This window comes from Paenibacillus sp. FSL P4-0184, from assembly GCF_038004625.1.
In the GTDB taxonomy this organism is placed as follows: Bacteria; Bacillota; Bacilli; order Paenibacillales; family Paenibacillaceae; genus Paenibacillus_AQ.
Map to the genome: position 1 here is coordinate 1,095,607 of NZ_JBBORN010000002.1, position 15,316 is coordinate 1,110,922.

The window sequence follows — 15,316 nt, forward strand, 5'->3', positions numbered from 1 at the left end:
GATAATGGTATCACTTACCTTTTCCGTAGAATTACATCTTATAGTTTGAGCTACTATTTATCTATAATGAGTGTGTCTGAAAGTGAAGGGAGGGTGTGGTTCTTTTTAATGTGCTCTGGATGATCTCTATTGAAAACGCTACCATTTGAGCACTCTGATAGGTTCGTGAATTTTTGAGAATCTAACATATTTAAGGAGGATTAAAATTAAAATGCGTAACAAGTATGTTGTATGGTCGCTGGTAGTATCCATGCTGATTTCAAGTTTATTCTTGGCTGCGGGCCCACTTAATTTTGTTTCAGCCTCCGGAGGACCAAACCTGACACTCGGCAAAAATGTAACTGCGAGCGGTCAATCACAAACTTATAGTCCTGACAATGTTAAAGACAGTAATCAAAGCACGTATTGGGAAAGTACGAATAATGCATTCCCGCAATGGATTCAAGTCGATTTAGGTGCAAATACGAATATTGATCAAATCGTTCTAAAGCTCCCTTCTGGTTGGGAGACGCGGACGCAAACATTGGCTGTTCAAGGTAGCACAAACGGTTCGACATTCACAAACATTGTAGGGTCTGCGAATTATGAATTCAATCCATCAGTGGCAGGTAACAGTGTTACCATCGACTTTGCCTCAACCAGTACGCGTTATGTTCGTCTGAATGTAACGAGCAACACAGGTTGGCCGGCAGCTCAGCTCTCTGAATTCGAGATTTACGGCGCTAGTGGTCCTATTCCTACTCCAACTCCATCGCCTTCCGGCACTTATGAAGCTGAATCCGCTTCACTGTCTGGAGGAGCTAAAGTGAACACGGATCATGCCGGTTACTCCGGCGCGGGCTTCGTGGATGGATATTTGACACAAGGTGCAACAACGACATTCACGATTAACGTGCCAGCAGCAGGTAGTCGTGAAGTGACATTGAAATACGCTAATGCAAGTGGCAGTGCAAAGACAATAAGTGTCTATGTCAATGGTGCTAAAATTGGCCAGACCTCATTATCTAACTTACCAAATTGGGATTCATGGAGCACTAAAGTAGAAGTTCTTAATCTAAATGCGGGTAACAACACCATCGCATATAAATATGATGCTGGTGATTCTGGCAATGTTAACCTTGACCAAATCACTGTAGCGTCGACGACAACAACACCACCTGCAACACCTGCTCCGACACCGACAGCCACACCAACACCGTCAGCCACACCAACACCAACACCAACACCAACGCCAACAACCACACCAACACCGACGGTCACACCAACAGCAACGCCGACACCAACACCAACACCTGCTCCTGGGAGTAATATTGCTGTCGGCAAGACGATTACCGCTTCTTCCAGTACACAAACGTTCGTAGCAACAAATGCGAACGATAATGACACAAGCACGTACTGGGAAGGTGGCAGCAATCCAAGTTCGCTCACCCTCGACTTAGGGGCGAACCACAACATTACGTCAATCGTTTTGAAGCTGAATCCAGCCTCTGCATGGAGTACTCGCACACAAACGATTCAGGTGCTCGGTCACAATCAAGACACGACTACCTTCGGTAATTTGGTATCGGCTCAATCGTATACGTTTAATCCAGCTTCGGGCAATACAGTAACCATCCCGGTTACGGCAACGGTTAAACGTCTGCAGTTGAATATCACTTCGAACTCTGGTGCCCCTGCTGGGCAAATCGCGGAGTTTCAAGTATTCGGTACACCAGGGGCGAACCCTGATCTAATGATAACGGGTATGTCCTGGTCACCTACTACTCCTGTCGAGACAAGTGCAATTACATTAAATGCAGTTGTTAAGAACAACGGTAATGCTAGCTCCGCAGCAACCACTGTCAACTTTTACTTAAACAATGAGCTCGTTGGATCTGCTCCAGTAGGTTTATTAACTGCAGGCGCATCAACAACAGCCTCAATGACATTAAACACTGGAGCCAAAACCGCTGCGACCTATGCTCTCAGCGCTAAAGTAGATGAGAACAATGTGATTTTCGAGCAGAACGAAGGGAATAACAGCTATACGAACGGGGCATCGCTTGTTATCGCTCCAGTCTCCAGCTCTGACTTAGTTGGTGTGACTACATGGACACCAAGTAATCCAGTGGCTAATAGTACAGTAGGCTTTACTGTAAATCTCAAGAATCAAGGAACCACTGCTTCTGCAAGTGGATCTCATGGTGTTACTGTAGCTCTTAAAAACTCAGCGGGTACCACGATTCAAGCATTTAACGGATCCTATTCCGGGACCCTTGCTGTTGGAGCTTCCGTTAACGTCACGATTCCAGGGACATGGACAGCAGTCAACGGTAATTACACTGTAACCACTACTGTTGCAGTGGATGCTAATGAGGTAACAGCGAAGCAATCAAACAATATAAGCACAACTAATCTGGTGGTCTATGCTTTACGTGGTGCAAGCATGCCTTATAGCCGGTATGATACCGAAGATGCTACTCTCGGCGGTGGAGCTACGTTGAAATCAGCACCTACGTTTGATCAAGCACTAATTGCTTCAGAAGCATCTGGTCAGCGTTATGCAGCTCTTCCTTCAAACGGCTCGAACGTGGGATGGACAGTCAGACAAGGACATGGCGGCGCGGGTGTGACTATGAGATTTACTATGCCTGACTCTTCGGATGGTATGGGACTGAATGGTTCACTTGACGTGTATGTGAATGGAGTAAAAGTCAAAACGGTATCGTTGACATCCTACTACAGCTGGCAGTATTTTTCGGGCGATATGCCTGGTGATACTCCTAGTGCTGGGCGTCCGCTCTTCCGATTTGACGAAGTCCACTGGAAATTGGATACTCCTCTCCAGCCTGGAGATATCATCCGGATTCAGAAGAACAATGGAGATAGCTTAGAGTATGGTGTTGATTTCCTCGAAATCGAACCCGTTCCTACTGCAGTCGCTCGTCCGGCGAACTCCGTGTCAGTGACAGATTATGGTGCTGTAGCAAATGATGGTCAGGATGACCTTGCAGCTTTTAAAGCAACGGTGAATGCAGCTGTTGCAGGCGGTAAGAGCATGTATATTCCTGCCGGAACATTTAATCTTAGCAGCATGTGGGAAATTGGTTCTGCCAGCAATATGATTAACAACTTTACGGTGACAGGTGCTGGAATCTGGCATACGAACCTCCAGTTTACTAATCCTAATGCGGCGGGAGGCGGTATTTCACTCCGTATTAGCGGCAAGCTAGATTTTAGTAATGTTTACATGAATTCGAATTTGCGATCCCGTTATGGACAAAATGCAATTTACAAAGGATTTATGGATAACTTTGGTACTAATTCAATTATCCATGATGTCTGGGTAGAACATTTTGAATGTGGCATGTGGGTAGGCGACTATGCTCATACACCTGCTATTTATGCCAGTGGGCTTGTGGTTGAAAACAGCCGGATTCGGAACAATCTTGCCGATGGTATCAACTACTCCCAAGGCACTAGCAATTCGATTGTTCGAAACACCAACGTAAGAAATAACGGTGACGATGGTCTTGCAGTATGGACTAGTAACACCAATGGTGCTCCGGCGGGTGTAAATAACACATTCTCCTACAACACGATTGAGAATAACTGGCGTGCAGCAGCCATAGCATTCTTTGGAGGCGGCGGTCATAAGGCTGATCATAACTACATCATCGACACTGTAGGTGGTTCTGGTATTCGTATGAACACCGTTTTCCCTGGTTACCATTTCCAGAATAATGCGGGCATTGTTTTCTCAGATACTACGATTATCACAAGTGGTACCAGTAAAGATCTGTATGGTGGAGAACGTGGAGCCATCGATTTAGAGGCATCGAATGATGCCATCAAGAACGTCACCTTTACAAACATTGATATCATCAATACACAACGCGATGCAATCCAGTTCGGTTATGGTGGTGGATTTGAGAATATCGTGTTTAACAACATCAATATTAATGGTACTGGGCTTGATGGTATTACTACTTCACGTTTCTCTGGGCCACATCAGGGTTCGGCAATCTATACTTACACAGGCAATGGTTCAGCAACGTTTAACAACCTGACGACTACGAATATCGCTAACCCCAACCTGAATTATATTCAGAGCGGTTTTAATCTGACGATTCATTAAGCGATAGTGTGAGGGAGGAGTTCTTCGGAACTTTTCCCTTTTTTTATATTGTGGATAGTGAAAATTTAAAACTACGGAGAAGGATATTGACTTGATCAACAAGAAATAAATGGGAAGAGATAGTATTTATCTCATAAGAAATAAATTTTTAGGAATGTGTCGATTTCATCATCTTCCGTTCGTCGTTTAAATAGAAGTCCGGATATCAGACGTTAAAGCGAAGGAGAGATGAAATGCATTTAGTAACTTCAATGGACGGAACTAAGATTGCCTATGACAAAATGGGTCAAGGGCCAGCACTTATATTAGTGACAGGTGCATTTAGTTACCGAAAATTCCCAAGTCAGGTACAGTTAGCTGATCTGTTGTCTGAGAATTTCACAGTCTTCAACTACGATCGACGAGGTCGTGGCGATAGCGGAGATACACAGCCATACGCAATAGCTCGTGAGATCGAAGATCTGCAGGCTATAATTAATGCGGCCGGAGGATCGGCATATGTCTGGGGATTGTCTTCTGGAGCAGTTCTTGCTCTACAGGCAGCAGCGGATGGAGCAAATATTACAAAATTAGCTCTGCATGAGCCTCCATTTGTTGTCAATGCTTCGGATCCCAAGCCGCCTCTAGATTTCGTAATGAATGTTACTGAGCTTATTGCTACAAATCGCCGATCTGAGGCAATTAAGTATTTTATGACTAAAGGTATGGGAGCACCTGCGTTTGTTGTTAAATTGATGCGCTTAATGCCAAGTGTATGGTCTAACCTAATGGCTGTAGCGCACACTCTTCCCTATGATGCTGTTTTATTGGATGGGTATATGGACGGAAAGCCGCTTCCTGCCACATTGTGGAGCACAGTTACCATTCCAACGCTGGTCCTCGAAGGTACGGAGAGTCCTGTTGGCTTACGGCATGGTGCTCAGGCAATAGCTAAAGTACTACCTAATGCGAAACTATTAAGTAAAAAGGGGCTCGGTCATACGAAGAAACTCAATACAAGGATCATTTCAACTGAGCTTACTGCATTCTTTATGGGAAATTAATAATAGGAGGGATACACCTATGAGATTTATGATGATTGTTAAAGCTACCACAGATTCAGAGGCGGGAATTATGCCTAGTCAAGAACTGATTGATGCTATGCAGAAGTATAATGAGGAATTGGTGAAAGCAGGTGTGTTGCTGGCTGGCGATGGATTGCAACCGAGTTCCAGTGGTATTCGAATTTCATATCCGGAAGCTGGCGGCAAACCGAAAGTTATGGATGGTCCGTTTACAGAAGCTAAAGAAATGATCGCTGGATATACGCTGATTGAGGTCAAATCAAGAGAAGAAGCCATTGAATGGGCTTTACGTATGCCGGACCCTCATGGTTTTGGCCAAGGAGAGATTGAGCTAAGGCAGGTATTCGAGCCGGAGGAAATAATGGACGATCCCGAAACTTTGGCGAAAGAAGCAGCACTTCGTAAACAGGTTGAGGAGCAGAAGCAAGCGTGAGTTTCTCCCATACGCATCGAACGATTGATACGATATGGCGAATGGAATCGGCAAAAATCATTGCGGGTTTAACGCGCATGGTACGGGACGTAGGTCTTGCAGAAGATCTTGCTCAGGACGCATTAGTAATTGCCCTTAATCGATGGCCAGAGACGGGGATTCCAGATCATCCAGGTGCTTGGCTGATGACCACCGCGAAACGGCGTGCGATTGATCTTATTCGCAGGACCAAGCTTCGAGATCAGAAATACGTAGAGGTTGCACATAGCATGGATTTATACACTGAGATAGACATAGATGATGCGTTAGATGAGGAGATCAGTGACGATCTCCTTCGTCTGATCTTTATGACCTGTCATCCGGTGTTGTCACAAGATGCCAGAGTAGCCCTGACCCTTCGACTATTATGTGGATTGACGACAGATGAAATCGCACGTTCTTTTCTAGTCGGGGAATCAACGATTGCTCAGCGAATTGTTCGGGCGAAGAGAACCCTGAGTGCTAACAAGGTTCCTTTTGAGGTACCCGTTCAAGAAGAGCTTAAAGACCGTTTGTCGACGGTGCTTGAAGTCCTTTACCTTATGTTTAATGAAGGATATTCTGCAACCTCTGGAGTGGACTGGATCCGTCCGCTGTTATGCCAGGAGGCGCTGAGGTTAGGACGGGTACTAGCTGAGATTGCGCCTTATGAACCTGAGGTTCATGGACTGGTCGCCCTTATGGAGATTCAATCCTCGCGTTTTAGGACGAGGGTTAATAGCAAAGGGGAGCCCATTCTACTTATGGGTCAAAACCGGGCACAGTGGGATCAATTACTGATCCGCCGTGGCCTGACTGCATTAGAGCGTAGCCGAAAGCTTGGCCGTCCGCCCGGACCTTACTCGCTTCAGGCTGCGATTTCTGCTTGTCATGCACAGGCGTCTACTGCAGCAGAGACAGACTGGATCCGTATTTCTGCACTGTACGAAGTGCTCTCGAGAGTCATGCCTTCGCCGATCGTCGAATTAAACCGAGCGGTCGCCATATCCATGGCGTTTGGCCCAACCTTTGGACTGCAAATAGTGGATGAGCTGAATACTGAACCATCCATGAGGGAATATCATCTGCTGCCCAGCGTTCGTGGTGATCTTCTGCTGAAGCTGGGTCGATATGATGAGGCGCGTACAGAGTTTGAACGTGCCGCATCCTTAACCGAGAATGAACGTGAAAGGATTCTTTTGCTGAATCGGGCGGAAGCGTGTAACTTAGGAACATCGTAGTTAATTCAATAGTATTTTAAACCGATACGTACATAAAGGAGAGATAAAATATGAATCAAGAAGTCATCGATTTTATTGAAGCATTAAAAGAACCATGGCAGGTGGAGTTATCTACTAATCTTCGTGAGGTTGTTCACCAAGCAATCCCAGATGTACAGGAACGAATTCAGTATAAGAAGCCTCATTTTTTGAAAAATGGTAAATACGCAGCAGCTATTTCAACTTCGAAAGATGCGGTAAGCTTTGTTATTTTTAATACGAATGAGCTTGAGTTTCCAGAAGGGATGTTCGAGGGCCCTCCGGAGAGAAAAACACTGAAACTACGAAAAGGGGATACAGTGAATACATCTCAATTAGTGGCTTGGGTCAGCCAATCCTCAGCTTCCCTTTAATTGCAAGATTCATGATGTAGGACGGTATCTCAAACTCATTTGACTTCATGGGATATCGTCTTTTTTGGACGAATTTGGCTCCATCAATACATAATCATTCAATAAATTGTGAAAAATACATCAAGAGCTAGCAATGAAGGGAATGAAACCCATGAAGATATTAAAACAAACTTGTTTGCTACTGCTTACGGTCCTTGCACTTAGTGCATGCTCAAGACCAGTAGCAGATAAATCCCAGCTACCACCTCCAACGGTTGTGCCAAGTGGAGCTGAAGAAAGATTTAGCCTTGAGGAACTTGCCACTTTGATTGGAAAAGAGGATGCTCAAGTTGTCCAAGCTCTCGGCAAAGGCGAACCTAATCGTAATGAAGGTACGAATTCTACTCTTTTATCCCGCGAATATAACGAGAAGATTGTGAATCACGAAGCAAATCTTCAGGTCTCCTATGATCACACTGGAAAAGTGATTGGAGAGACGATTCATTTTGAAGAAGCTACCAAGGAAAAATTAACGCAAGAGATAACGCAACAGCTTGGAGAGCTTACGACTAAGAGTGAAGGTAACACAGCAGATATAGAAAAAGAAGGCGAAGGTACAAACTTTCGTAGGGTATGGCAGACGGATAATGCCAAAATTTCTTTAATTGAATCCAATGGAAAGCTGTCTATTTCCATAGATACGAAGTAACATTCGAATAATGTGAGAAAAAAAAGGACAATACCCATTGTAATTAGACAATGGGTATCGTCCTTTTTTGATGAATAATTAAGGCTTAAGAGGAAGAATTATTGTTTGTTGCGGAGCTTAGACGATGAATTTGCTCTTCCAGAACCGCACTTGCTTTGCCAACAAATTGTGTAATAAGTTCAAGCTCTTCATCCGAGTAGGTGGAAGCTAATTTAAGCATCTCGGCATGCAGGGAAAGGTAGGCATTCCCGACCTCATTATTTTCATACAAAGGGACAATAATTACCTTACGACGGTCACTGGGGTCATTTTGTCTGCGAACAAAACCGTTATTTTCAAGTCGATCAATTAATGCCGTAACACTGCCTGTAGCCAGTCCGGTTAGTTTGGACAGTTCACCAGCGGTGATGGGACCTCTTTCATGGAGGATATCTATGGATAGATAATCATTATTATATAACCCAAGTGAGGCTGCCACATTTTGCTGATATAGTATCGTTCGACTTCCTAGGCCCCGCATACGCAAGGTGAAGTCTTCCTGCTGATTTTTCACTTGATTGTGTCGATCTCTTGACAAAAGAGAGCCCTCCTTTTAAAATATTTATATCTTGATAATCGAGATATAAGACAATAAAGATACTCGATGTACGTGCGATTAATTGGATTCATTTTATCGGAATTATTAAAGTTTTGCAAAAGGTAATGCATCAAGAAGTTTAGAGAGAGGCTGGTGTGCGATCTTATAACGATAAGATTAAATTCGAAATTAAGGAAAAGTGGAGGGAACAAAAGAGAATGGTAAAGAACTTGGAGAAGAAAAATAATGTAGGGATTATTATAGCGGCTCTATTGCTGGCCACACTTATGGCATCCATGGATAACACTATATTAGCAACTGCAATGGGAACAATCGTAGGGGATCTTGGCGGTTTTGACAAACTGATGTGGGTGACTTCTGCTTATATGATAGCTGAGATGGCAGGAATGCCGATTTTCGGAAAATTATCGGATATGTATGGCCGCAAGCGTTTCTTTATTTTCGGAATTATTGTATTTATGATCGGATCTGCTTTATGTGGTACCGCAAACTCTATAGTTCAGCTGAGTATTTATCGTGCGATTCAGGGTATTGGTGGAGGGGCACTCGTTCCAATTGCGTTCACCATCATGTTCGATGTGGTTGCTCCGGAAAAACGGGGGAAGATCGGTGGATTATTCGGAGCAGCTTATGGTATATCAAGTATTTTCGGACCCCTTATTGGCGCTTACATAGCGGATTACATTCATTGGTCTTGGGTCTTTTACATCAACTTACCTATAGGTGTTATTGCCTTCTTTTTGATTGCTTTCTTCTACAAAGAGTCTGTCGAGCATTCCAAGGAAAAGATCGATTACCTAGGTGCGCTTACACTTGTAGCTTCCATCCTATGTCTCATGTTTGCGATTGAGCTGGGTGGAAAAAAATATGCTTGGGACTCTGCTATGATTTTGGGATTGTTCTTAGCTTTTGTAGTGTTTATCGTGGGATTTATTTTTATCGAACGTCGTGCAGAAGAACCCATCATTACTTTCGGCATGTTCAAGAATCGTCTTTATTCTACGAGTAATGTTATGGCTATATTTAGCGGAGCAGCATTTATTACAGCCTCGGTGTACATTCCAATCTACATTCAAGGGGTGCTTGGCGGCTCAGCAACGAATTCGGGTCTTGTTTTACTTCCTATGATGCTCGGCTCCGTTATCACTGCAGCAGGGGGCGGATTCCTGCTCTCGAAGTTCAATTATCGCACCATCATGATGTCGACGTTAATACTACTTGTTTTAGGTATCGCCTTGCTAACCACATTAACACCAGATTCTTCACGGTTCATGGTCACCATATTTATGTTTCTAGTAGGTCTTGGAATAGGTTCTTCATTCTCTGTTCTAAGTAACGCAGCCATTCATGGATTTACAGCAAGGCAGCGTGGGTCCGCAAGTTCGACACTTAGTTTTACAAGGGAGCTGGGAATGACACTCGGCATAACAGTATTCGGTATTATCCAAAGTCATGTGTTTTCGAATAAATTAGCATCCATGTTCAGTAGCGGTGGTGCGGCACCTATAGGGGTAAATTTAAGCGATCCAAGTACTATTTTGACTCCGGATACTCGTGAGAAAATCCCTACTGAAGTTCTTGATAAGATTACAGAGGGTTTATCCTCATCGCTTGTTCACACTTTTGCTTGGGCAATTATTCCGTCTGTTATAGCTCTACTGGCTGCATTTGTGATGAGTAAGGAAAAGTTTGATCCGGCTTCTGAATTGGGAGAGTATACGGCTTCGCATTAAAGGATCGCGTTCATCTTATGCTTCTATAATATTGTAGCGTGAATGCAAATACCAAATAAGTTCTCTACGGCTGCTGACATTTGCTTTGCTAAAAATGGACTTTAAATGATCCTGGACGGTGTATGCAGAAATATGCAGTGCAGAAGCCAATTCTTTAGTGGATAATCCTCGAATTACACCGTGTAATAGCTGTTGCTCACGTTCCGTCAAACCATAAGCTTCAGCAATGATGGGGAGCATGTCAGCAGGACGCGCGGGTTCGAATGAAATGGCAACCTGTTTCTGACCGTTGCTAGTCTGAAGACGACTTGCTCGCACGACTAAATAGGGCCCCTCAGTCATACGAATGCATGCCTTAGCTATCCCCACTGATTCGGAAGGGCTGTTTAACGCTTGCGTGCTTACAGCACGGATTGGACGAGGCAGAACATGAGCCTCGATCATTTCCAATGATCGAAGTTTGTCTATCCAGCGATCCGCTGCGGGATTGGAGGAAAGAAGAGCTAAGTCATCAGATAAAACTGCAATGCCGGAACCGTAATGATCTTCAAGCCAAGTCTCATCTCTCTGTGGAAGCTCAAGACTGAAAGCCCGCATTCTTGCTGCAATCAGAGGGATGAGCGAGGTGATCCAGTCACATTCCTCTTGTAAGAATTTGCATTGATCTGCATTCCTGTACAGCGTCAAATATCCCCAACAAGATTCGCCAAGAATTAGGACTGCACGTAGTTCATCCCCAAAGCCTGCAGGAGACAAAACCTTTCGATAGCGGGCACTCCGCTCGGGTTGCTGCCCGGTTGCTTCATATATTGTAGCGACGAGGAGTCTGCTATTAACCATTTGCTCATAGGTGTTAACATCATCCTCACCGTATTCGATCTGGAACAAGTGGGGATGAATGGACTCTATATTGTCTTCAGTAACCGCTCCAGTAGAAAGCAATGTCTGTGGATCAACATGAGTACAGCAGGCTGCATCAAAGGGAACAGCTTTACGTAAGAGTGACAGCAAGGAAGTACGGTAGTTGTGAGATGAATCAGTAACCATACCTAACTTAATGATTTGTTTCTTTATTAGAATGTATTGTTTATTGGTATTCATTGAGTAGCCCTCTAGTCCTTAATGGATTATATCGAACCCCCACATTTGTGGGATAGTGAACCGATGCGAAATCCGTATAATTGAGAATGATTCTTAATCAACTCTATTATATAGGATACGGTGATAAAAATGCAGGAAAAAGAAGATATTGTTGTCATTGGTGGTTATGGACATGTAGGGCGTACTATATGTGAAATATTAGAGAAGAAATATCCAGGTAAAGTATTTGCTGCAGGGAGAAGTCTTGAAAAAGCAGAGCGGTTCAGTCAATCTACCCACGGCAAGATCAAGCCATTACAGTTAGATATTAATAAGCCGATACCTCCACATTTACTAGATCAAGTGAAGCTAGTCATCATGTGTTTGGATCAAACGAATACGGATTTTGTAAGAGCCTGCTTTCGTAGCGGTACGTATTATGTGGATGTATCAGCGAGCGGTCCGTTTTTATCTCAAATTGAGGTGTTATACGAAGAAGCTGCACGACATGGATCTAGCGCCGTTCTTAGTGTAGGGCTTGCACCCGGAATAACCAATCTAATGGCTCTTGAAGCGGAAAGACTGATAGAACAGACGGAGGAAATCGAAATCGCGATTATGCTCGGACTTGGTGATTCTCATGGTAAGGCGGCGATCGAATGGACAGTGAATAGTTTAGGAGAAAAGTTTGAAGTTAAGCAGAAGAATTGTCAGGTAGAGGTGGAGAGCTTCACCGATAGAAAGTCATATCACTTTGGTGACGATTTAGGGAGTCGCCATGCCTATCGTTTCCCATTCTCAGATCAACAGACCCTTGCCCGAACGCTCAAAGCATCGTCCATCTCCACGCGATTTTGTCTGGACTCAGTTTTCGTTACTAAAATGCTGGCTATAGCCAAAAAAACAGGGGCCGTTCGTTTGTTAAAGACAAGCTGGGTGAACAGGTGGATGGTTCGTGCTATGGAGCGGCTGCATATTGGGAGCGACCAGTTCGCTATCAAGGTTGAGGCTCGTGGAAGAAATCGAGAGGGGAAGCCAATGCATGCTGATTTAATATTGCAAGGAAAGAATCAATCCATTATCACTGCAAAAGTGACAGCAGCAGTATCAAAGATCCTCTATGATTATCCTTTTCCTGGCGGCGTTTATCATATCGAGCAGATAACTGATTTAGCATATATACAAAGAGAATTAGGATCGACGCTCTCGCTAAAGATCCAAGTAAAGGAGCATAATGCAGATTAATCTAAATAGAATAATTTGTGTATAGTTATTTTGAAAGAAGCTTGATTAGTCAAGCTTCTTTTTCGTAACCCAAAAGAGTTTTGACCGTATTAACTGATGAACATTTCATTCAGGAAGAAATTCTGTTCTTCCCTAATGGGTCATGTTAACAAAAAGAGAAGTTGAGGTCATCACCTATGAATGATAAATTTACAGATTACGCCGATACAGGATATTCGATCGCTGAGCAGAAGGCAGCTCAGTATTTTGCATCTCTTCGTGAACAGTTCAAAGAAAAAACTTATGTGTCTACCTTGATTGAAGATTTTCAATTGTGGAAGAAGAACCATATTCATCGCCGTTCATGGTTGTCCTTTTTATCAAGAGGAAAGAGGAAACCTGATTCTCAGGATTATCATAGATATCTAGGATGGCTGAATCAGACCGGTAAATTGGATGATTATTTGGATCGAAGTGTTTCCTATCTTTATATGAGAGATCTGGGGCAAGCTTTGGATTCACCGAATACACAGCTCCGGATTAAGCGTATGGTTGCCGACATTAGAAATCAAATGATTCTTCCAGGCTCCACAAGTTCGGAGGATCAGTCAGATTTCATGAATTTCACCGGGATTTACCGTTGGGCTCAGAAGGAAGGCGTTGAAACGGCCACGATTTGGGTGATAGACAAACTTAAGCGGGTATCAGCACATCTTCCGAAGGAAATGAATCCCGAGCAAGCGCAGCGTAAATTAATCAAGATCATTATTGGGGTGATTCTCCATGTGATGGAAGAGATGGACGATGACGTACCACCTGTGGAGCGATCTAAGAGGATTGGTGAAGCCATTAGACTTGGTTATTCATATGGCCTAACTTATCCATTCATTGATGATCTCCTTGATTCCAGTGTCTTAACCGACCAAGAGAAAGAACAATATTCTCATATGATACGCACTGCGATCCTTAATAGAGTTGTACTGGAATTGGGTGAATGGTCCGGAGAGAACATGCCGTTCATTCGATTTGTACATTCGGAGCTCAAGGAGGCTTTTGAGTATATTAGAGGGTATCAGCGGGAAGAAATGCAGGATGCATTTTTCGAGCAGTCTTTTGTATTTTTCCATTCTCAGGAATTGGATCGTATGAAGGATCTTTCTAACTCTGAATACAGCAATGAAGAGCTTTTCATACCCATCATTTTAAAATCCTCTTCTTCCCGTTTAATTGTCCGATCCGTAATTAGTGCTCCAGCAGATGACGGATTTGATCAACGTACCTTTTTCTATGGGTTATATAATCAGCTGGCTGATGATTTTGCGGATATGTTTGACGATATGAAAGCGGGAGCGGTAACCCCCTATACTTATTATTTAAAATACCGTAGTCAACGTACAGATCTGATCAATCCTTTTGAATTATACTGGACGGTTATTTCCCATTTAATACACACTGTGTATCGCTCTGATCCTAAAACCCGTGAAGTAATATTAGATCGCGCCATTAATGGTCTCAAGCGATGTAAAGAACGTGTAGGAATTGAGAAGTATAAAGAGATCATGGAGATTTTTGCTTCTGGTCAACCAGCATTTAATCGGCTTGTCCAGCAGATGGTGCAGAAAGCGGACGATGTGGATTTTTTCGATAAACTGCTTCGGGATCAGTTGCTTTTGAATCTAAAAAACAGCAAGAAGGAAAAAGCGGAATTTCGAGATACAATTCAAAGGGTCCGCGATCAAATCAATAAACAATTGCTGATAGCCAAGCCAGACGGGACGCCAGAAATGAAAGAGTTGCTTATTGATGCGGCTAATTATAGTCTAGCAGGCGACGGCAAGCGGATAAGACCTATATTGACTTGGGTCATGGGTGTTAACGAATATGGTCTAGATGCATCCGCAATTGTGCCGCTTCTAAGATCTTTGGAATATATGCATACCGCTTCTCTAATCTTCGATGATCTTCCATCCCAGGATAATGCTTCAACCCGAAGAGGTCGTGCAACTCTACACGAAATGTATACTAGTTCAACGGCGGAATTAACCGGACTATTTCTGATTCAGAAGTCGATCGAGGAACAGGCGTCACTTCATTCTTTTGATGCAAAAGCAGTGCTAGCCTTGATGCAATATTCAGCCCAAAAAGCAGAAGATACATGTATGGGTCAGGCAATGGATCTGAATTCTAAGGGAAAAGCATTGACGCTAGAGCAATTAAATATGATTTGCTTTTATAAGACCGGAATTGCATTTGAAGCTTCACTAGTGATGCCTGCGATTCTGGCTCAGGTTAAGAAAACTGAAGTTCTGGCTTTGAAAAAATTTGCCTATCATGCGGGGATTGCCTTTCAGATTAAAGATGATTTGCTCGATTTGGAAGGAGATCATCATTTACTAGGTAAGCCGATAGGTCAGGATGTGGAGAATAACAATTCAACGTTTGTATCTATCCTTGGTGCTGAGGGTGCAAGAAAAGAGATGTGGGAACACTACTGTCTCGCTATGGAAGCGTTAAAAGAGATCCCTCGTAATATTGCTTTTCTGAAGCATTTATTGAATTACATGATTAATCGAAATCGATAATTGATTGTAGAGTGTTGGCATTATTGCCAGCACTTTTTTTATATTTTTTTTGCAGATTATAGTTTATTTGTTTAATTGAATTTTATTGTTTATAATCGAAATTACGTGTATGATGAAGTTGAAAATAGATAAAGGAGGTGTAACTT

11 protein-coding genes are annotated in these 15,316 nt (G+C 43.3%); 9 read left to right on the plus strand and 2 right to left on the minus strand.

Features of this window, described 5'->3' with window-relative positions; all coding sequences use genetic code 11:
• Nucleotides 1-211: 211 nt before the first annotated feature.
• From MKY52_RS26930 to MKY52_RS26955, 6 genes are all read left to right on the plus strand, one after another.
• The gene (locus MKY52_RS26930; RefSeq protein ID WP_341054731.1) at nt 212-4,117 is read left to right on the plus strand and encodes a discoidin domain-containing protein; all 3,906 of its coding nucleotides are present in this window, start codon (nt 212-214) and stop codon (nt 4,115-4,117) included.
• A gap of 233 nt (nt 4,118-4,350) precedes the next feature.
• Nucleotides 4,351-5,160 (plus strand): alpha/beta fold hydrolase, encoded by an 810-nt coding sequence (locus tag MKY52_RS26935; RefSeq protein WP_339248043.1) that lies wholly within the window; start codon nt 4,351-4,353, stop codon nt 5,158-5,160.
• A gap of 19 nt (nt 5,161-5,179) precedes the next feature.
• Nucleotides 5,180-5,614, plus strand: coding sequence for a YciI family protein (locus MKY52_RS26940; RefSeq protein WP_341054732.1), 435 nt, complete (start codon nt 5,180-5,182; stop codon nt 5,612-5,614).
• The gene (locus MKY52_RS26945; RefSeq protein WP_341054733.1) at nt 5,611-6,873 is read left to right on the plus strand and encodes an RNA polymerase sigma factor; all 1,263 of its coding nucleotides are present in this window, start codon (nt 5,611-5,613) and stop codon (nt 6,871-6,873) included. The genes MKY52_RS26940 and MKY52_RS26945 overlap by 4 nt, the downstream gene beginning before the upstream one ends.
• A 50-nt stretch (nt 6,874-6,923) precedes the next feature.
• Complete coding sequence (locus MKY52_RS26950; protein ID WP_341054734.1) at nt 6,924-7,265, plus strand: DUF1801 domain-containing protein; 342 nt, start codon at nt 6,924-6,926, stop codon at nt 7,263-7,265.
• A 151-nt stretch (nt 7,266-7,416) separates the two neighbouring features.
• A complete protein-coding gene (locus MKY52_RS26955; protein ID WP_341054735.1) occupies nt 7,417-7,953 on the plus strand; it encodes a hypothetical protein in 537 nt (178 codons plus the stop codon).
• 85 nt (nt 7,954-8,038) lie between these two features.
• On the opposite strand, the gene MKY52_RS26960 is transcribed toward MKY52_RS26955, so the two are convergent.
• Nucleotides 8,039-8,473, minus strand: coding sequence for a MarR family winged helix-turn-helix transcriptional regulator (locus tag MKY52_RS26960; RefSeq protein WP_341055648.1), 435 nt, complete (start codon nt 8,471-8,473; stop codon nt 8,039-8,041).
• Between the two features lie 275 nt (nt 8,474-8,748).
• Here MKY52_RS26960 and MKY52_RS26965 point away from each other — a divergent pair, with 275 nt between their 5' ends.
• Entirely contained in the window at nt 8,749-10,284 is a 1,536-nt protein-coding gene (locus MKY52_RS26965; protein ID WP_341054736.1) for an MDR family MFS transporter, read from the plus strand.
• 15 nt (nt 10,285-10,299) lie between these two features.
• On the opposite strand, the gene MKY52_RS26970 is transcribed toward MKY52_RS26965, so the two are convergent.
• Complete coding sequence (locus MKY52_RS26970) at nt 10,300-11,385, minus strand: helix-turn-helix transcriptional regulator (protein ID WP_341054737.1); 1,086 nt, start codon at nt 11,383-11,385, stop codon at nt 10,300-10,302.
• Nucleotides 11,386-11,514: 129 nt separating this feature from the next.
• Here MKY52_RS26970 and MKY52_RS26975 point away from each other — a divergent pair, with 129 nt between their 5' ends.
• Together MKY52_RS26975 and MKY52_RS26980 are read left to right on the plus strand one after the other, a co-directional pair.
• Complete coding sequence (locus MKY52_RS26975) at nt 11,515-12,609, plus strand: saccharopine dehydrogenase family protein (RefSeq protein ID WP_341054738.1); 1,095 nt, start codon at nt 11,515-11,517, stop codon at nt 12,607-12,609.
• Between the two features lie 176 nt (nt 12,610-12,785).
• Complete coding sequence (locus MKY52_RS26980) at nt 12,786-15,170, plus strand: polyprenyl synthetase family protein (RefSeq protein WP_341054741.1); 2,385 nt, start codon at nt 12,786-12,788, stop codon at nt 15,168-15,170.
• The last annotated feature ends 146 nt before the right edge of the window (nt 15,171-15,316 follow it).